The following is a 20295-nucleotide window of genomic DNA, read 5'->3' as shown; positions in this document are numbered from 1 at the left end:
GGAGTGTTTTTATGACCTTAAAGCGGTTTCTGGTAACTTTGATTCCTTTGACGGTTCCACTGTTTTCACCAAATGCATTGGCCGTAGACAAGCAGATGTCATCCGCCATGAAAAGTAAAATGCGGTCTATTTGCTCCGCAACAGACGAGCAGGGCCATTGGCAACTTGCTGAAGCAACTCCTGACGCCAGACGCTCACTCAACATGGTGCTTTATCAAATGAATGCCGATGATAAATTGAAAGCAATTCATGAGGTGAGAACGAAAATGGTCGGCGGCACCCATTATGCGTTTGAGTTCGAGTTGCAAGATGGTCAAGTCTGGAATGCAATCGTTCTGCACAGTGCCCGAGGCGATTACATGATAGAAAGGCACGCCAAGAAAGGTGAACTCTGCCCTAAAGATGGCAGCTCCTAATTCCCAGATTCAAATACAACAAAGGCGACAGTTACGTCGCCTTTGTTTTATACCGTTTTCGCTTCTATCTTCTCATTCACTTTATCGCAAATGTACTCCCCAATCGGCATTGCAGATGTCGCTGCTGGAGAGGGTGCGTTGCAAACGTGCAGGCTTCTTGCGCTCTCGGCAAACAAGAAGTCATGAACCAAGGTTCCGTCGGATAACACTGCTTGCGCACGAATACCCGCAGGATATGGTTTGAGATCGTCGACCTTGATGCTTGGGCAATATTTGTTGACCAACTTGAGATAGCCCGGCTTCCACCACGAGTTCTTAAACTCATCCAATCCGGTTTTTAGATGCTTTTGTGTCACCTTCCAGAAACCGGAGAAACTGAGCATTTGCATGGTATCTTGCAAGCTGAAATTAACCTTGTCGTACCCTTCTCGCTTCCAGCCTTGCACCGCATTTGGACCGACGGTCACACTGCCGTCAATCATGCGAGTCAGGTGGACACCCAAGAAAGGCAAGTCAGGGTCTGGAATTGGATAAATAAGATGATTCACCACCTGGTCGTGTTTGCTATCCAAGCGGTAGTATTCACCACGATAAGGAATGATTTGGAAATCGGTCGGAATAGACATCATCTTAGTCATGCGATCCGCCATCAAGCCGCTGCAAGTGACCAAGAATTTGGCATTGATCTGCATGGTTTGCCCGTCTGAAATGCAGGTCAATTGAACTTCTTCGTCTTTCTCTTCGGCAGCCACCACTTTGGTTCTCAGACTGATTTGACCGCCGAGCTTTTTGAACTCTTCCGCCATCTGCTCAGTAACCAAACGATAATCGACAATACTGGTGGTTTTGACATAAATCGCGCCCAATCCCGTGATGTTTGGCTCAGCCAGCTTGAGTTGAACTTCATCGAGTAGCTTTACGTCGATGCCGTTGACATGGCAGCGCTCATAGAGGGCATTCATGCGTTCGACTTCTTGCTCATTGGTCGCAACCAATAACTTGCCACAGTTCTCCACCGGAATATCGTGCTCAGCACAGAACGAAATGGTTCGCTCTACCCCACGCTTACAAAAATCCGCTTTTAAGCTGCCCGGAGCATAGTACACTCCGGCATGAATCACGCCGCTATTGTGTCCGGTTTGGTGCTTCGCAAAACCGGACTCTTTCTCAACCAATAAAATGGACTTGTCTGGGTGGCGTTGCTGCAGTTGCCATGCTGTCGACACACCAACGATACCGCCACCAACAATGATGTAGTCATAGACTGATTTCATACGACCTCTTATAAAACCGATAGTTGAGATTGTTGCAATTTGAACTTGCGACCACTATAAATGAACACCGCGACAAATACCGCGCAGCTTGCCACACGAACCAACATTGGGATGTCGTGCCAAACCAGCAATGTACCCACCACTACTAACAAGAGACGCGTCAGAATGTTTAGAGGACCTTCCAAGTAGCCTTCAATCGCACCAATCAATGCATAGGTACCGATGATGGCAAAGAAGCCCACGGTAATCACTGACGTCACATCCCAACTGACTAAGCCTGTGTAAGCAATCAACAGCGGTACAAGATACAAACCTTTGGCAATTTTCCATGCCATCAAACCAGTGCGCATTGGCGGTGTTTTAGCGATGGTCGCTGCTGCAAATGCGGTCAAACACACTGGAGGCGTGACGTTACTGTCTTGCGATAACCAGAAGATGATGAGGTGAGCAGCCAGCAATGCCAAGCCTACCGCTTCCATACCCAAACTTTGCTCTAGTAGGGTTTCCATAAAGTCCGCAGGCACTAGCGCCACCATTTCTTTTGCGGATTCCAACGCCATTGGTGCGTTAAGCAGTTCCAACTTTTCTGGCGCCGCCAACATGAAGATGGCTTTTGCTTGTTCAGGCAATTGACCCGATACCATCAATTCAAGCAATTGGTTTTCTGCAATCAACTTGTAAAGCGCAGGGGCAGACAGTGTTCCCAATACAATATACGCCGCTGTTACAGGTAAACCCATACCCAAAACAAGAGAAGCGAGTGCAATCAGAACGATCATGATGAACAAGTCACCATTCGCCCAACCATCGATCATCAATGAGAACGTGTTGCCGATGCCTGTTGTACTGATCACGTTGATCACCAAACCAATACCCACCAGCAATACCGCGGTTGTCGCCATGTTTTTCGCGCCTTGCGAAAGTGCTTCGATGATCGCTTTTGGTCCCATCTTATGATCTTTCGAGAACCAAGACGCCACCACCACAGAAATGATCGATAAGCCTGCAGCGTAAGTTGGCGTAAAGCCTTGAACCAGCAAAGTAACCAATACCGCCAGCGGGATAAGGTTGTGCCAACCGCTGATCAACACTTTTAATAGAGATTCATCGCTGGTCGTGATTTTTTGAACGCCGCTGCGTTTGGCTTCGATACGCACAAAGAACGCAACAGACAAGAAATAGATAAGAGCAGGAATGAAAGAAACCGCAATGATATCAACATAAGGAATTTGCGTGTAAGACGCCATGATGAAAGCACCCGCCCCCATCACTGGTGGCATCAACTGACCACCTGTCGACGCTGCTGCTTCAACCCCCGCAGCAAAGCGCGAAGGGAAACCTGCTTTTTGCATTAAAGGAATACTGATAACACCGGTAGAAACCGTATTTGCCACACTAGAGCCTGATACTGAGCCCATCAAACCGGAGCCAATCACCGCAATAAAACCCGGACCACCGATGATTTTGCCAGCCGCTGCACGTGCCACATTGATGATGTAATCGCCGACACCAGAGCGCACAAGAAACGCACCAAACAGAATGAACATGAATACGAAAGTCCAACTGATGCGCGAGATAGAACCAAACATGCCCTCAGAAGAATAAAAGCTGCGGTAGAGCAAGGTTTCCATGCTCAAACCCGGGAAGTGAAAAATACCTGTCGCCCACTTACCCCAAAGCACAACGTAGCTTAAACACACCACAATCAGCACTGGAATAAACCAGCCCATGGTGCGTCGAATCAGCTCAATCACAATCAGGATTGCCATAATGGCGAAGACCCAATCGCTGGTCACGAACTTGACGCCACGTTCATACAGCGCATCTTCGGCATAGGGAATGTAGAGCAAACACGCGACTGCGCCCATGGCAATTAACACATCGATGCCGAGTGCAAGCTTACTCTGCTTAAGAGAGATATGAGCCGGATACCAAAGCGCACAAATCACCGCAAAGCCAGCAAAGTGGGTCGCGGAAATCCATAACTCTGGTAACGTCGATAAGGTATTAAACCAAATGTGCAAAGCAGACAACACCACGCCAAACACTGTGATTGTGGTGGTTACCCACGGAAAATCAGTGCGCGTGGGCAGCTCAAATTTCTGCAATTCCTTTTCTATTGAGTCGCTCATCTCATACTCCAAGCTCTGGCGGCTTTTTCCATCTTAGAAATCGGTAGGGATAAAATGCCCCGAGCCGAAACTCGGGGCGAAGTTGGCGTTATTTCGCCATTAGGTCTGATGGGATTTCGATGCCCATTTCTTTGTAGTAACGCACCGCACCTGGGTGAAGAGGCACTGGCAAGCCAGCGATCGCTTTCTCAATCGCCATTGCTTTTGTTGCTTTGTGGATGCCTTGTAGGAAAGGCAGGTTCTCGTAGATCGCTTTGGTTAGCTGGTAAACGTCTTCTTCCGAGATATCTTCACGAACTGCCAAGAAGTTAGGCTGTGCAATGGTGGTGATCGGCTTATCTAGACCCGGGTACGTGTTCGCTGGGATCTCGTACTTCGTCCATAGGTTGTAATTGCCGTTCGCCTCTTTGATTTGTTCGTCAGTAAACGAAAGAATCGAAATGTCTTTACCCAACGCAGCAAAAGCTTGAGTGACCGCACCAACAGGTACACCCGCAGGCGTGTTCATGCCGTCAATGGTGCCGTTTTGAAGTGCGCTCGCACTGCCGCCGTAACCCATGTAAGCAAGATTGAATTTATCAGGGTCGACCTTCAGACCTTTCATGATTTGGCGACCCGAGTTCTCAGTACCAGAGTTCTTCTTACCGATAGAGAACTTCTTGCCATCTAGGTTGTTCAGGTCAGTCACCGTGCCAGTTTTTGCTAAGTCAGAGCGAACAATAAAGTGCTCAACGTTTTGCCACAGCATAGAGACTGAACGCAGCTGCTCTTGGCGACCGCTTTTCTCATAAGGACCTTCGCCAGACCAAGCCCATGCACCGTAAAGACCTTGTAGAATCGCGAACTGTGCTTCGTTTTCGTTCAGCAGTTTGACGTTTTCACCAGAGCCCGCAGAGCTGATTGCAGAAAGGGAGAAGTGGTGCTTTGGTGCCAACTTCACTTTGCTTAACGTCGCCAACGCTACGCCCACAGGGTAGTAAGTACCACCTGTCGATGCCGTTGCAAGAATATAGCTACGATCTTCTGCCGCAGCGTTAGCAGCAATACCAAAAGAAGTCACAGCGACAGCCAAAGCTTTTACCAGCTTATTCATTTTCATTATTACTCTCCGTGTAGTCGTTTCACGATTGGGGATTTACATCATGTTAAACCTTTATTAACAACAAATTCCCTAGAGCAATTGAAATGCCAACTTTTAACCCTTTGTATTTATTGAACTAAGTACTGAAAGACATCAAAAATGAGCAAAATCATGCTGATTTGATAGCAAAGTAATGAGCAAGATCTTGCTCATTGAAGAGGAGAAGGTTGCACGCCTAGATCGCAAAAGGTTAATAAAATGTGATCAAGACAAAATAAATGCACAATTCACTAATAAGCAATATTTTGCCGATGCAATTTTGGATTGAATTGCAACTAATGAGCATCTTAACAATAAGAAGAAAAAGCGCATCATTCTAAACTGCTCAATTTATCAGCGGAGGTTTATAGCCTAAACGACTACAAATAGCACAAAAATACAGCAAAGAAAGCCATGTTACAAAAATGAAAAGTCATTTATTCTAATTTTTAATTTAAAAAGCAGCTCGATCCACCAGTTCAGAAATAAACATTGACCGTATCAACTTATTTTCTACTTCGGGGTTGTGCCAATGGCCCTATGTTCGTTAGTGTAACAACACGCCAAGGCAAACGTATTCCTTGGTATTTTTTCGTCTTTAAGGATCACCCATGTCAGCAACTGCGCAATTACAATTCGCTTTAAAACGCCCATCTGGCGTTGCTGCTGCGATCCTCCTGCTCTCTCTGGAACTGATTCAGAGCTGACAGGCTATATCTAAACTTTCTGTCAGCTTGAGAAGAAGCTGACGGGAACACCACATACTCCTCCCATTCCTTTCAGTTTCTTCCAAGCGAAACATAAGAGGAATAACAATGTTAAGCGCACGCAATATCGCCGCTTTGGGCTTCATGACTTTCGCCATGTACTTAGGCGCGGGTAACCTGATCTTCCCTCCATTTTTGGGTTACCAGGCAGGTGAAAACTTTCTGAGCGGGATGTCTGGCTTCCTCTTAACGGGCGTAGGCCTGCCTGCAATGGCACTGGTGATGGTGGCTATAGTAAACGGTTCAGACAAACTAACCGCCGCCCTACCTAAACCTTTGGCGACCAGTTTTTGGGTGATGGTATTTATTGTGATTGGTCCTGCGTTCGTGATCCCACGTGCGATTACCGTAGCTTACCAATTTAGCTTTGCACCAATGTTTGGTGATGCCGCTTTGGTGCCTTTCACTATTGCCTTCTGTGCTATCACCATTCTATTTGCCCTATATCCGCGTAAGTTGGTCGACAACCTAGGCAAGATCTTAACGCCTGCATTGATGGCGATCTTAATCATCATGTCTGTGACGGCTTTGGTTTCTCCTGCAGGCGAGCTAACTGCCGCAACGGGACCATACGTATCTGGCGCATTTGCTGAAGGCTTGACCCAAGGCTACATGACCATGGATGCGCTAGGTTCTATCGGTTTTGGTTGGATCATCTTCCGCGCGATTCGCAGCATGGGTGTGGATTGTCCGAAAGCCACAGCAAAATACACACTAATTGCTGCTTTAATGTACGCGGTTGCCATGGCATTTGTTTACATCTCATTGGCTTATATTGGTTCGACAAGCTCATACTTGGGTTCTGAGTTCAGCAATGGTGGCGACATTTTAACGGCATTCACCTTCAGCCACTTCGGCGCATTTGGCTCACTATTACTAGGTGCCGTGATGGTATTGGCGTGTTTGACTACTGCTATCGGCGTAACCACAGCAGGCAGTGAGTTTTACGACAACACTTTCAGCAAAGTGAACTACAAAGGCTGCGTTATCACGACCATGGTATTGGCTGGTTTGATCGCCAACGTAGGTCTAGAGCAACTATTGGCTATCACATTACCAGCGGTTGTGGCGCTTCACCCAGTAGCGATTGCATTGATGATCATGGCACCAGTGCGCAACAAGATGTCGCAAATCATGGTCGTCGCGACGGCGTTCACTGCTCTAACGTTTGGTTGTGTTGATGCGCTGCACATCCTAGGTTACATGCCAAGTTCCACTGATGAGTGGATGGGTAATTACATGCCTCTGTACAATGACTTTGCTAGCTGGATTGTGCCTAGCGTATTTATGATGATTGTTGGTCTGCTGTTTACGACGAAAACCAACCAAACCGAACAATTCGAGCTGGTGAATGAATAGCCGTTTAACATAAGACATCGCTCAATAAGTGCGTTACTATGTAGCTCGCTTATTGATATCAGGCAAAGGAGTTGCCTGAATGAAAGATTGATATGGGTCGCCTATGGATAATCAGTATCTAGACATCAGAACACTGAACTTTATCGTTATTCTGTTCTCTTGCATTTACTCTATTAGTCTGCTTTGTTATCAATACACTCAGGGTAGAGTCAAAGGCTTAAAAACCTTCTCGATATCACTACTGTTTATTGGTTTAGGCCCTTTTTTACTTGGCTTTAGAGGCTCTGCGCCAGACTGGCTGACCATCGTCATAGCCAACACTCTCATATTAGTCGGCTTCTTGCTTACGCTATATAGCGTAAGCATTTTTCGTCAATACCCTTTAAAATTGGCTCACTGTCTCACCTTGTTAACACCTGTTTTCAGTGGTTCATTTTACTATTTCACCTTCCATGATCCTTCTATCAAAAGCCGTATTATTTATCTGAGCATGTATATTTGTATCGTCACCTTCTTTAGTGGTGTCGCTATGCTTAAAGGTACCCAAAAGGACTTAAAGCTTCCTGTTAAAGCAATGGCTTACTCTTTCTTTGGATTTAGTTTTTTTATGGGATTTAGGGCGCTTTGGAGTACTTTTTCAGGTGAGTTACCAAGCTTTATGGTCGCAGGCCTTATCCATCAGCTGACTTTCTTATTTAGCATCTGCCTGATCGTTGCTTTGAGCTTTAGTATGCTGTGGTTAATTAACGGACGCTTGGTGCAATCCATTAATGATCTCTCTCATTTAGATGCACTCACAGGGCTATATAATCGTCGAGCCATGGAAGAAATCGTTCCAAACTTGGTTAGTAAAGCACATAAAAAAAGCCAAGCAATCAGCATTATTATGACTGATGTAGACAAGTTCAAAGCGATTAATGATCACTATGGTCACACGGTTGGCGACTCCGTCATGGCAACGATCTCCACTATTTTTAAAAAGCATCTTCCTGAGTCAGCCTGCATTGTGCGATTTGGTGGTGACGAGTTCATGATTGTTTTGCTCGAAAAAGCACAGCAAGCCAAAATTTTCGCAGAGCAAATTCGCCTTGCGGTCGAAACTGAAACCGCTTTGCAATCATTTAAAACTGAAGTGACCATGAGCTTTGGTATCAGTCAGTTATCTGAGGGGCAATCACTTCAAGAGGCGCTTGCTGAAGCAGACGAAGCGCTATATAGCTCTAAACATACAGGAAGGAACCTCGTTACCTTGTTTGGAGAAGGTAAAGACCTAAATTATAAGTTTGTCCCAGCTCCTGCCAAAAGCGCATAATATGTTTGTTATGCCAATGATTTTACATTAGCTAGAAATCGTACTAAGTATAGTCGGAGCGATTCAAACCAAACTTCTGCATCTTTTGGTTAAGGGTTCGACGTGGTAAATCCAACTCCTGCATCACCTCATTGATGCGTCCATGATGCCTGACTAAAGAATCATGTAGCACCTTACGTTCAAAGTTATGTAGCTGAATCGCCAACGGCACGCCCGCATGCGTCTCTTCGGTTGTTGAGGATGGTCGACTGGAGAGAATTTCCATCACGGAGACGGTTTCATCCAATGCAAAACGCATCGCTACATTCCTAAGCTCACGTACGTTACCGGGCCAAGAGTAAGCAAGAATGGCCTTTCTATCGGCTTCACTCAGCGGACGACTCTCAGGATTACTTTTCAGAGCAAAGTGTTCGAACAAGATCAACGCATCTTCTTCTCGCTCACGTAGTGGTGGCAAATAGATCTGTGCCACATTAAGACGATAGTACAAATCCTGACGAAACTCGTCATGATCATTGAGATCTTCTTTCGCGGCGGCGATCACTCTTAAATCAACCGAGATCTGTTGGTTACCCCCAACGCGCTCAACCGTATGTTCCTGTAATGAACGCAAGACTTTCACCTGCATGGACAGCGGCATACTCTCGATTTCATCAAAGAATAAAGTGCCTTTATCCGCGTATTCCAACTTACCAATGCGCTTTTTACCCGCTCCGGTAAATGCCCCTGCTTCATGCCCAAACAGCTCACTTTCAAACAGGTTCTCAGGAATAGCGCCACAGTTGATTGGCACAAAATGATAGAATCTGCGTTGGCTTTCATTATGCAAACTGGTCGCCACCAACTCTTTACCACAACCTGTTTCACCGTAAATGATCACGTTGGTATCAATGCGCGCTAACTTGGCTACTTGTTCTCTAAGCTGTTGCATCACTCGGCTTCGCCCAATCAACACTTCTTCTAAGCCGCTAACGCTAGAAAGGTACTCTTGGCGATCTTGGGTAGAAGTTTGTGCGCGATAACTCTCGACGGCTTCGGTCACACGTTGAGATAAACGCTCAGGTTGGAAAGGTTTCTCGATAAAATCGAACGCACCGTTTTGTAATGCGCCTACTGCCATATCGACATCACCATGTCCGGTAATCAAGATAACTGGCGTTGGAATGTGATTGGCAATCAGGCTTTCTAGTATCGACAAACCATCGGTGTCTGGCAGGCGAACATCACTGACAATCGCATCAAATTCTTGGCTAAGAATGGCCGCTTTGCCCTCTTCGCCTAAACTGAATGCGGTCACATCAAACCCCGCCAGTTGCAGCCATTGGCTGGTAGCCTGACGAACAATGTCATCGTCTTCGATAAGTGCAATTTTAGGGATGTCGTCAAAAGCCATGAGTTACTGCCTGCTTTATGGGATGGGAAAGAAATCGCTCTTTATTAACGGTAGCAAAAACCACTGAGGAGAAAAGGAGCTAGATCTCACTTCTTGCTTACAAGTCTTTAACATCCAACCAGTTAGGCGCACTCTTTAATGACTGTCGATGAGAACGCATTAGCTGAATGGAGTCAGTATGCAGCGCAAAAGGAATGGCAAAACATGGCTTGTGGTCGCAATTGCGGTAGTGCTGATGTTGTCTTGTTATAGCGCCAGTAGAGAAGTTGCCCGTCAGTGGTTAAGCGTACAAACTCAAACCGAAGCTCAGCAAAAGCTGCTCGACTATATTGGTGAAGTTCGCCGTGCACTCAAACGCTTCTACCACTTACCTTACCTCGTCACCAATAACCCAGAAACCATCGCTTTTGTGAAAGGGAATCTGACTTATTACGAGCCGTTGCAAACCCAGCTGACTCAACTCGATAAAGCCGCCAATACGGAAGGTTGGCTAATCCTGTCTAACTCTGGCGAAGTATTGGTCTCAAGTTTGATCGAAGAGCGCTTTAGCCTGTCTGACCGAAAAGCCATTGTGGAACAAATTCACAATCAAGGCGGCGGTGTTTCCTTGGTGAACAAAACCAAAGGTTCGAGCCCGTTGTATTATCTTGCAGCCCCTATCTACGATGGTCTGAATATCGCTGGCATTGTGGTGGTGCAAATCAACCTTAGCTTATTAACCGAACAGACCATTACTAGCCAAGACATCATTACGTTGCAAAATCGCCAGCAACGCTTTTTCCTATCGAGCAGCTCGCTCTATAACGCTGACTGGTTTAACGAACCGAGCAACACCGTTCAGTTAGAAACGCAGCGCTTATACGACAACACCAACATCAGTGCGTGGACGCTCAACCAGCAACGCTATTTTGCGCACACCGTAAAATTGGATGATTTGAATTGGTACGTCAGCTACCTCACCCCTTCTAAGCCGATTCAGCAAACCATAAACGTGATTGGTTGGAGCGTAGCGGCGCTGCTCTTGTTGGTTGTATTACTCGTCATCATTGGTCTACAACGTCGCCAAAAGCACATCAATCAACAGCGAATTCAAGCCCTGTTGGAAGAGTCCCAACGCCGCTTGAAACAGATGATCAATAAAACCCACGTTGGTTTGCTATTGATTGATGAACAAGGGCAACTGTTCGATCTCAACCCAATGGCGAAACGTTTGTTCTGTTTACCAGAAAGCGTCAATCGACACGCTTTTGCTTGGGAGTTATTCGATGCAGGCAATCCTAATTCCACCACACTTAAGTTGCTCAAGGACTTACCTAAACATAAAGAGCTCGCAGAGATCAGTACGGTCGAAACCATTGCCAGACGCAGTGACGGTAGCGTCTTCCCTGTCTTGTTCTCATTGACCAGTTTCCCTTGGCATGGCGAGCAGTATTTCCTTGCGACGATCATCGACATCAGCAAGCGGAAAAAAGCCGAGCAATCACTGCAACAGGTCAACCAAGAACTGGCGCAGCGAGTAGAAGAGCGAACTCAAGCACTAAAAGAGGCGCAAAGCCAGTTGATTGAATCGAGCAAAATGGCCGCCTTAGGTCGCATGTCGAGCGCGATTACTCATGAGCTCAATCAGCCACTGACAGGCTTGCGTACCCTGCTCACAACAAATGAACTGTTAGCAGAACGTGGCGAAACCGAGATGATGAAAGCCAACAACGTATTGGTGCAGAAGCTGATTGATCGCATGGCAAGCATGACCAGCCAGTTAAAGACGTTCGCCTATAACAAACCAGAAAGCCTACAAGCAATTTCTCTTACCTCCGCACTCGAAGAGACCTTGCGCGTCTATCAATCCCAATTAGATAAGGTGGATGTGCGTGTTCGGGTTCCTCATGACTTACCTAACATCATGGGTGAAGAACAACGACTGCTTCAGGTGCTCGGTAATCTTGTCTCGAATGCGCTAGACGCAATGAACAACACCACCAACCCGCAGCTCAACTTGATCGTCAATCCAACTGTTAATCAGGTCGAACTGATCGTCAGTGACAATGGCTGTGGCGTGTCGAATGAGATGCTTGAATCCATGTTCGAACCCTTCCAAACCTCAAAGAAAATTGGTGAAGGATTGGGGCTGGGTTTAGCGATTACAGCCAACAATATGCGTGATATGCAAGGGAAAGTCAGCGCACAGCTCAACACTACTGAAGGAATGTCCTTCATCTTAGTATTTAAACTCGCTCCTCACCGAAGCTGACCTAACTTCTCCCATCTCTCAATCCTTTTCTCTCAATAAGAGAGCAATATAAATCCTGTTCAACTTTATAAAGCGAGTTGCCTAACCTACGCTTAACTTGATGAATCGCCACATACCATTCATCAGAACAATTTTTGGTGGTTGACACCAGTTTTAGCTCCCACCGTCTAATTTAATGATAAGTAATTATTTAAAAGTAAGAATGGATGCGTTATGAGAAAAATAACTTTAGCTGCAACAGGAGCGCTTTTTATATTATCACCTCACGCTTTTTCTGCACCTTACGCTGCCGACGCTCGAAGTCATGGTATGGGAAATACAGGCGTCGTTTCTGCTGACTATTTGACCGCGCCCCTACATAACCCAGCCTTGGGTGCCCTCTATCGAGAAAATGATGATATCGGTCTGCTCATTCCGGCTGTCGGGGTCAATATCCACGACGAGGATGAAGCGTTGTCAGCCGTAGATGACGCCCAAGACCTTTATGATAGTATTCAGGGCATTCCTACTCCAGCGAACGAGGCCGAGCTTAATCGCCTCCTCGATCAGTTGGATAAGAGCGTCCCAGTTGTCATTAACGGAGGGCTAAGCCTCGCAATTGCTATTCCGACGCGCTACATGTCTGTAAACCTGTTTAGCACTGGTTATGTGGAGATACTTGCTGCACCCGATATCTCAGATTCAACAAACACCGCAGATCGATACCTCAACTCTGCCGTTAACCTAGCTGCTTTCGGTAATGTGGAATATGGTATTGCTCTATCTCGTGCTTACACTATAGGCGAACAACAATTCGCATTTGGTATTACACCAAAATACCAACAACTTAAAACCTACACACAACGTACAACACTAGACGACTTTGATATCGAGGATTACGACAAAAGTGAAGTATCAAAGAATACTTTCAATATGGATCTTGGGGTCGCTTGGTATCACAACGCATTTAGAGCAGGCCTTTCATTAAATGACGTCTTCGAGCAAGATATTGAAACAAAACTGGGCAACTATACCTACGAACTCACACCACAAGCGACAGTTGGCATCGGTTATGTCGGGAACTATGTAGCTCTGAGCTTAGACGCCGATCTCACCAAACAAAAGCGCTTTAAAGAGCTCGACGATGACACTCAGTTTATTCGTGTCGGTATCGAGGGGAATGCTTGGGGGTGGGCACAACTTCGCGCTGGTTATGAAATTGACCTAGAAAATAATCTCGATAACTCAGTGACAGGTGGCATTGGCATCAGTCCTTTTGATGTGATCAGTTTAGACCTCGCTGGCTCTTACGCTGGCGATAACCAGTTTGGCGCGGCGGCGAATTTAGCATTTACGTTTTGAATATGAATGCCAATCTAAATTCACTTAGGTTGGCATTGTTAACAACCATCCTATATATCAATGTTTATCATTACTGACGTTTGGTGATGAACTGATAAAAATACGATCTCGATACAAGTATCGAGGTGTCTCCTACACTATTCTCAAGCAATAAATCCACAAACATTTCCTAAATATAAAGAGTGAGAAGCATGATTAAGTTTCCTGAACATTTTCTTTGGGGCGGTGCCATTGCTGCAAACCAAGTAGAAGGGGCGTACAACCTTGGGGGTAAAGGGTTATCGACATCAGACATGCTGCCAAACGGTATTTTGAGTCCGCATCAAACCCGTGAAGAACGTACACCGGGTATCAAAGACGTGGCGATCGACTTCTACAATCGCTACCCAGAAGACATTGCGCTATTTAAAGAGATGGGCTTTAACTGTCTGCGTCTCTCTTTGGCATGGAGCCGCATCTTCCCGAACGGGGACGAACTAGAACCTAACGAAGAAGGTTTGGCGTTCTACGATAAAATTTTTGACGAACTTGCCGAGCACAACATCCAACCTTTCGTGACCTTATCTCACTACGAAATGCCTTACGCACTGGTTGAAAACTATGGCGGTTGGGGCGATCGTCGCGTCATCGAATTCTTCGAACGTTATGCTCGCACAGTGCTGGAACGCTACAAAGACAAAGTGAAGCTGTGGTTAACCTTCAACGAAATCAATATGTCTCTACACGCACCATTTACTGGTGTTGGTTTGCAAGAAGGCGCCAGTGAACAAGAGATTTACCAAGCGATTCACCACCAGCTAGTCGCAAACGCAAAAGCGGTAAAACTGTGTCAGCAAATCGTACCTAACGGCAAAATTGGTAACATGCTGCTTGGCGCAATCAACTACCCATACACCTGTAACCCTGATGACGTGCTTGCTGCAATGCATGAAAACAACAAGTGGTTGTTCTTCGGTGATGTACAAACACGTGGTCAGTACCCTGGCTACATGAAGCGTTACTTCCGTGAAAACGGCATCGAAATTCAGATGGAAGCAGGCGACTTAGAAGAAATTGCATCGGCAAGTGTCGATTTCATCTCATTCAGCTACTACGCAAGTGGCTGTGCAAGTGCGGATCCGAAACAGAAGGAAGTGGGTAACATTGTCGATAGCGTACCAAACCCATACCTTGAAAAGAGCCAGTGGGGTTGGTTGATCGATCCAAAAGGCCTGCGCATTCTGCTGAACTTCCTTCACGATCGCTACCAAAAACCACTGTTTGTCGTAGAAAACGGCTTAGGTGCACGTGATGAAATCGATGAAAACGGTGAGATTCAAGATGATTACCGCATCGCTTACTTGAACGACCACCTTGTGCAAGCACACGAAGCGATTCTGGATGGCGTTGAGTTGATGGGCTTTACCAGCTGGGGGCCAATCGATTTGGTCGCGAATTCAACCGCTGAGATGAGCAAACGTTACGGCTTTATCTATGTCGATCGTCATGATGATGGGCAAGGAACGCTAGAACGTAAACGTAAGAAAAGCTTTTTCTGGTATCAAGACGTGATTCGTACTTCAGGCGGTTCATTGAAAAGCTAAGCCTGTTGTCTAGGTATAAAGTGCAACTAGGCATTCGCCTAAACCATCAAGCCCTGCAATTGCAGGGCTTGAATTTTAAGGTGTTTATTCATTTAGAGATTAAACTGCAATCTCTCCACCGTCTTCACGGCGAATAACCACTGTCGCCGCTCGTGGGCGCACAGAAACACCAGCAGGCGTTTCTTCGGCTGCATCTTCACTGTATGGCCAGTTACCTGGGTGCTGAATATTCACAAACAATGATTTGTAATCAGGGCTGATGGTAAAGCCTGTTACTTCACAACCATTTGGTCCGACAAAGAAGCGTTTCAATTCAGCTTGATTATCCGCACCAATCACAGCTTGATCACCATTCTCATCTGTTAGCTTAGATGGAACAACAGCCAACATTTGATCATTGGTGTAAGACGTGACTTCATCTGCGCCGTTATCAGTCTGAATCCACAAAATACCACGGCCATCAAACGCTAATCCGTCTGGGCTCGCAAACTGGTTTAGCTCATTCAAGCCAGAACGGTTGGTATCTGCATCACCATTTGCTGGCGAACCAAACACAAAGATATCCCAAGTAAAGTCAGTTGCTGAAGCTCCTTCATCCCAACGAATAACATGACCAAACTTATTATTCAAACGTGGATTCGCAGGATTGGTTTCATCTGTACGGCGCGTATTGTTCGTCAATGTTAAATATACTGAACCCGTGAATGGATCAACCGTACACCACTCTGGTCGATCCATTGGTGTTGCCCCAACTAAATCCGCCGCGCCAGCAGTATTGATGATAATTTCAGCCAGTGAGTTAAAGTGATCCGCTAACGTACCACCAGCGGTTGTTACGCTATCAAGCGTTAATGGTAACCAAGTACCTGTGCTGTCTTCATTGAAGCGCGCCACATACAGTGTGCCTTCGTCCATGTACTTGTCACCCATCGCCAAGCGATTATCAGGGTTAGCATCTGCTGGATCCCACGCTGCCGCAGATTCAAATTTGTATAGGTATTCAAAGCGAGAATCGTGGCCAGAATAAAATACCACTGGTTTGCCTTCTTCAAGCTTACCGAAAGTACAGCCCTCGTGACGGAAACGACCTAGCGCAGTACGTTTCTTCGCACGTGAGTTTTGCGTGTAAGGGTCAATCTCGACAATGTAACCGTGACCATTGGCTTCATTACGGTAATCATCCATCGCACTTGCTCCTGTTGGAGCCACATTAAAGCGAGAGAACTCATCAAGACGCTCTTCTGCATTTCCTGCTAATGTCTCCCACAAGTAGCGTGTACTTTGATCATCGACACCAATGCGATCTTGCTCTTCTGTACGAGTCCCGGCATTAACAAAGTAACCTGGCCAGTTCTCTTCACACGTTAAGTACGTGCCCCACGGCGTGTAGCCGTTGCCACAGTTGTTTAACGTACCACGCGCTTGGCTGCCATCTGGCGAGAAACGAGTGACAGTTAAAGATGTGTGGGCTACCGGGCCAGACAAATCCATGACTGTCGCACCAGTATAACGACGGTTTAGTGGGTCGGTATCAACCAACTTCCACATGTTATCTTCCAGTTGAATGCGAACCACTGATACACCGTGCGCGTTAATCTCTTTGCGCACTTCATCTACAATGGTACGTACGCCATTTTCAACCGTCGGACCGTTTGGATGCAGTGCTGATGTGTCGATGTACTCGTGGTTAATACATAGCAAGCCATCTGTAGTGCTATCGTTCAATGGGAAAAAATGCATGCCGTCATGGTGCATGCCTAGCGCATTTAACTGATCGGTACTGGTGTTGGTACCATCATTTTGCCATGCGCTGCCTTGTGCATTAAGTGGTGTTCCCCAAGGTACTAGTACTTGTGCGGTGTAACCTTGTGGAATTGAAACTGCGTCAGTGAGTGAGCCAGGGATAGATTCAAAGTTAAGAACGGCTTTAGATGCGCCCGAACCACTGCTTACTGTACTCCCTGAGTCAGACGAGTTACAACCAGCCAATCCGAAAGCACCAAACGCTGTCATCGCACTGATACCTAAACCACCTTTCAGAATGCTGCGTCGAGATAGGCTCGCTTCTAATACTTCTTCAAATGGTTTGTTTTCACTTTGGTTATAACGCTTCGCGTCAAAGGTTTCCTTGCTCATTTTTACTTTCCCGATCTTATAGTTTAATTAATAAATAAGTGATTAGTTGAACGGCAAGAAGTTTGGATAAGAAAAATGACAAAAGTGCTTAAAACATATGAAACTTGTGTTTCAACAATACTGCGAACCAACCAACACAGCTAACGAAGCAATTAAATTCTGGTCACATAATCACCAACTGTATCGCTTCATTCTGATTTTACTTGGGCTAAAGTGTGATAGAAGGTATAAGGTGTACGAAATCAAATCATCTACGAGAGATAATCATGAAATTAGACAAGATCGATAACAAGAGCCGTCGTATCCGTAAAAAGCTGTTCTTAGGTGAGTTCGCAATCCTAGGTTTCGAGATCAGCTGTGAAACAGACATTAACGACTTCGACCGTTACGATGCATTCGTTGATGACTTTATCGACTACATTGACGAGCTTGGTCTTTGCTTCGGTGGCGGTGGTCTAGAACTGTTTGAAGGCTTCCTATGTTCTACTGACCGTTACGGCAGTGCGACTGAAGAACAGAAAGCGCAAGTTATCAAATGGTTAGAAGCACGCCCAGAAGTGAAAAGCGCGCAAGCGGGCGAACTAGTTGACGCCAACTACCTGTAACTAAAGGGCAACCTGTAATACGCAGAGCTCAGTAAATGGTAGAGAAAGCTGGTCTTAAGACTGGCTTTTTTATTTTTGGAAGAATGCGATATTAAAAATAGGGTGCTTGGGAAGTTGCGCGGAGTGATTGTGGCGTTTTTGAGCTGGCAATCAACGGGAAACTGCGTTCCACAGCCAGCTCGTGCCTTTAGGTATAATTAACTATGATTTTTTAGCTGGGGCGTCTTTCGTGTCTTTCCAGTATTGAATACGCACACGATGTAGCTGAGCTCTTCTAGTCTTTTTCATAGTAAAGTCCCTCATCTTATATAAGTAACGCTCCTCATGGAGCTTATTGTCTAAGGTCGTATCCCCTTCAATCTATAAGGGAATCAATCATTTAACCGTGACCAATTTCACAACATAATGATAATTACCGGTTTCTTGCAGCCTGTTTTTACTGGCAAACGGCATATTATCTATCTGACACGGTTAACTTACTCACCAGATATGACAGAAAAATGGCAATCAAGTTCCCTACTTATACTGTCATTGAATCTTAATAAGGATTAACAAGGTGGGCATTTCAGATTTACCATACTGTTTATAAAAACCGCAAGAATTTTTATTTCTTTTCAAACAAATCTCTACTCAAGATCAATTCACTTTCATCTTTATCGTCTCCCTTTTAACGCATTGTGATCCAGTTCAATCCACAGAACTCGGAACAAAAAGCGCACATTAATACATTCACCACCAAACTTGTGCGAGATCTCTTACAAGAGTTGTAAGCAAATAGATTAATCACCTCTAAGAGCAATGCCAGAAAAAACATTAAATATATGATTTAAAAGTAATATTTAAATTCACTTAAAATAATAAGTAAAAATAATTTAGAAAAGTTAATTGAGTCAAATCAGCAAAACATCAATACTCAATTTGTCGACAGGATGTTGGCGGGAACAGGAAAAAAGCCTAAAGGATTGGGTATCTTCAGGATGAAGATTTGATAGCTTAGGATGAGTTGTCAGCAAGGATGTAGTTAAGCTCTAGGATAGAGTTCGCCCGTCAGGATGATAGGCAAGAATGGACACCGCTAGGAAGGCGATGAACAAGGAACTCGGTTAAAGGACTTAGCCACAATCAAGGATAGATGCAGGGAGCACCTATTAGTAGCTGGATTGCTGCGAAAAAGAATAAGCCCCGTCTGGGAAACCAGGCGGGGTTTTATTTTGTCTGTAATGTATTGATAGCGATTCATCTTTATCGTTTAAGTCTTCTCTGTTTTCATAAAACACCGTGCTATCATTTTCTTTACGTCTCCCAACAAAGCTCTCAGAAAATCACACACTATGCTTAATCCTGTTTGGTTACATACATTTAAGACATTGATTGAAGTCGGTCATTTTACGCAAACGGCAGAAAAACTTTTTATGACTCAGCCTGGCGTCAGCCAACACATCAAAAAATTAGAGCAAAGTTGTCAGCATGCCTTGATCAAGCGCGAAAACAAAAGCTTCGAATTAACCGAGCAAGGCAGGATTGTCTACGCATATGCGCTCGAGTTAGAAGATAGAGAAAAGAAGCTGCTCGAAGAGCTCAGTTTTGATGATGCGTTTTCAGGCCATTGTAAACTGGCTTGTTCTGGTGCAATGGCGTTAATGTTGTATGGGCCCATTTTGGAGAAGCAAAAACAGCACCCGAGCTTATCGTTACATTTAGAAGCCGCGCCAAATCAATCTATTCTCAACGCCATAACGCAAGGGCACATCGATATTGGTATCGTGACTGATGTTCCCAACAAAGGTCTGTTTCACAGTGAGCGAATTGGTAAAGAGAGGTTGTGCTTGGTTCTGCCAAAGCATTATCAAAATAAGCAGATAACGCCACAACTCTTGCATGACTGTGGTGTCATTAGCCACCCTGATGCCGAGCATTACATGACGCTGTTTTTTGACCAATGTGAAGAACCACAGCTCCAAGAAATTAAGATGAGCGATTTACCATTATCCGGCTACGTAAATCAATTGAGCCAAATTTTGCTGCCTGTCAGCAAAGGACTTGGCTTCACCGTGCTGCCTCAAAGTGCGGTCGACAATTTTCCACTAAAAGACACGTTATACATTGCTCAACTGAAAAACACTGTATGTGAAGAGCTATTTCTGGTTCGTAAGCGCAGTCGTGCTCTACCTCTGCGCTATCAGACCATCAAAGAAGTGTTATTGGATGTGATCGGTGGTGCGCATCAATGATGTTAGCCACTCTTCGCTGGTAATGCGTTCCTCTTGGCAATCCACCCAATATGGTTTGCCAGATAACCAACTTTTCGACGCAACTTCTTTTATAAACACATCCACGGAATCAACGTCATCTTTGGCGTAATCCCATTTATTGCGCATGTGTTCTGCTGCTTCTTGATTAGTGTACGACTTGCCGTTGCGGATAAAGGTGCAAGAGGATTGCTCAACTCGTGTTATCAACGTCAAGATATCTTGCTCTACTCCTGCTAGTGCAAAGGTAGGCAGAATGCTTAATGTAAGTAACAACGTCCACTTTGCTTTCATCGCACCTTTATCCTTATCCCTGACCAAGTAACTACTAATAAGTGACTTAACTATTCTGATGTT

14 protein-coding genes are annotated in these 20295 nt (G+C 45.4%); 8 read left to right on the top strand and 6 right to left on the bottom strand.

The genetic code is table 11. The features are described 5' to 3' along the window. The first annotated feature begins 11 nt into the window (after positions 1–11). Complete coding sequence (locus R7Q48_RS00245) at positions 12–416, top strand: cystatin (RefSeq protein WP_213962997.1); 405 nt, start codon at positions 12–14, stop codon at positions 414–416. A 47-nt stretch (positions 417–463) separates the two neighbouring features. Here R7Q48_RS00245 and lhgO read toward each other — a convergent pair whose 3' ends face one another. The 3 genes from lhgO to R7Q48_RS00230 all read right to left on the bottom strand — a co-directional run bounded on the left by lhgO (position 464) and on the right by R7Q48_RS00230 (position 4921). Further along, positions 464–1690, bottom strand: coding sequence for an L-2-hydroxyglutarate oxidase (gene lhgO / locus R7Q48_RS00240; protein ID WP_213962996.1), 1227 nt, complete (start codon positions 1688–1690; stop codon positions 464–466). An 8-nt stretch (positions 1691–1698) separates the two neighbouring features. Next, positions 1699–3822, bottom strand: a complete 2124-nt coding sequence (locus R7Q48_RS00235) for a TRAP transporter permease (RefSeq protein WP_318132091.1) — start codon at positions 3820–3822, stop codon at positions 1699–1701. 88 nt (positions 3823–3910) lie between these two features. Further along, positions 3911–4921, bottom strand: coding sequence for a TAXI family TRAP transporter solute-binding subunit (locus R7Q48_RS00230; RefSeq protein ID WP_017635521.1), 1011 nt, complete (start codon positions 4919–4921; stop codon positions 3911–3913). Positions 4922–5757: 836 nt separating this feature from the next. Here R7Q48_RS00230 and brnQ point away from each other — a divergent pair. Together brnQ and R7Q48_RS00220 are read left to right on the top strand one after the other, a co-directional pair. Beyond that, entirely contained in the window at positions 5758–7068 is a 1311-nt protein-coding gene (brnQ, locus tag R7Q48_RS00225) for a branched-chain amino acid transport system II carrier protein (RefSeq protein WP_318132090.1), read from the top strand. A gap of 103 nt (positions 7069–7171) precedes the next feature. Then, a complete protein-coding gene (locus R7Q48_RS00220) occupies positions 7172–8380 on the top strand; it encodes a GGDEF domain-containing protein (RefSeq protein WP_154204156.1) in 1209 nt (402 codons plus the stop codon). A gap of 43 nt (positions 8381–8423) precedes the next feature. On the opposite strand, the gene R7Q48_RS00215 is transcribed toward R7Q48_RS00220, so the two are convergent. Further along, the gene (locus R7Q48_RS00215; RefSeq protein ID WP_238844188.1) at positions 8424–9773 is read right to left on the bottom strand and encodes a sigma-54-dependent transcriptional regulator; all 1350 of its coding nucleotides are present in this window, start codon (positions 9771–9773) and stop codon (positions 8424–8426) included. 178 nt (positions 9774–9951) lie between these two features. Here R7Q48_RS00215 and R7Q48_RS00210 point away from each other — a divergent pair, with 178 nt between their 5' ends. The 3 genes from R7Q48_RS00210 to R7Q48_RS00200 all read left to right on the top strand — a co-directional run bounded on the left by R7Q48_RS00210 (position 9952) and on the right by R7Q48_RS00200 (position 14948). Further along, positions 9952–12024, top strand: a complete 2073-nt coding sequence (locus R7Q48_RS00210) for a sensor histidine kinase (RefSeq protein ID WP_318132089.1) — start codon at positions 9952–9954, stop codon at positions 12022–12024. Between the two features lie 213 nt (positions 12025–12237). Further along, the gene (locus R7Q48_RS00205; protein ID WP_256903378.1) at positions 12238–13365 is read left to right on the top strand and encodes a conjugal transfer protein TraF; all 1128 of its coding nucleotides are present in this window, start codon (positions 12238–12240) and stop codon (positions 13363–13365) included. 191 nt (positions 13366–13556) lie between these two features. Further along, a complete protein-coding gene (locus R7Q48_RS00200) occupies positions 13557–14948 on the top strand; it encodes a glycoside hydrolase family 1 protein (protein WP_005384182.1) in 1392 nt (463 codons plus the stop codon). A gap of 99 nt (positions 14949–15047) precedes the next feature. Here the strand turns inward: R7Q48_RS00200 and R7Q48_RS00195 are convergent, their stop codons facing one another. Further along, on the bottom strand, positions 15048–17084 hold the full coding sequence (locus R7Q48_RS00195; RefSeq protein WP_213901379.1) for a PhoX family protein: 2037 nt from the start codon (positions 17082–17084) through the stop codon (positions 15048–15050). A gap of 266 nt (positions 17085–17350) precedes the next feature. Between R7Q48_RS00195 and R7Q48_RS00190 the strand changes: the two genes are divergently transcribed. Together R7Q48_RS00190 and R7Q48_RS00185 are read left to right on the top strand one after the other, a co-directional pair. Beyond that, complete coding sequence (locus tag R7Q48_RS00190; RefSeq protein WP_005374208.1) at positions 17351–17689, top strand: YggL family protein; 339 nt, start codon at positions 17351–17353, stop codon at positions 17687–17689. A 1331-nt stretch (positions 17690–19020) separates the two neighbouring features. Next, positions 19021–19920 (top strand): LysR family transcriptional regulator, encoded by a 900-nt coding sequence (locus R7Q48_RS00185; RefSeq protein ID WP_017635526.1) that lies wholly within the window; start codon positions 19021–19023, stop codon positions 19918–19920. Here the strand turns inward: R7Q48_RS00185 and R7Q48_RS00180 are convergent. Further along, a complete protein-coding gene (locus tag R7Q48_RS00180; RefSeq protein WP_053307122.1) occupies positions 19888–20232 on the bottom strand; it encodes a DUF5329 family protein in 345 nt (114 codons plus the stop codon). The genes R7Q48_RS00185 and R7Q48_RS00180 overlap by 33 nt on opposite strands. Between the last annotated feature and the right edge of the window lie 63 nt (positions 20233–20295).

Source organism: Vibrio sp. 378, from assembly GCF_033339435.1.
This window is presented reverse-complemented; position numbering and strand designations above follow the sequence as displayed.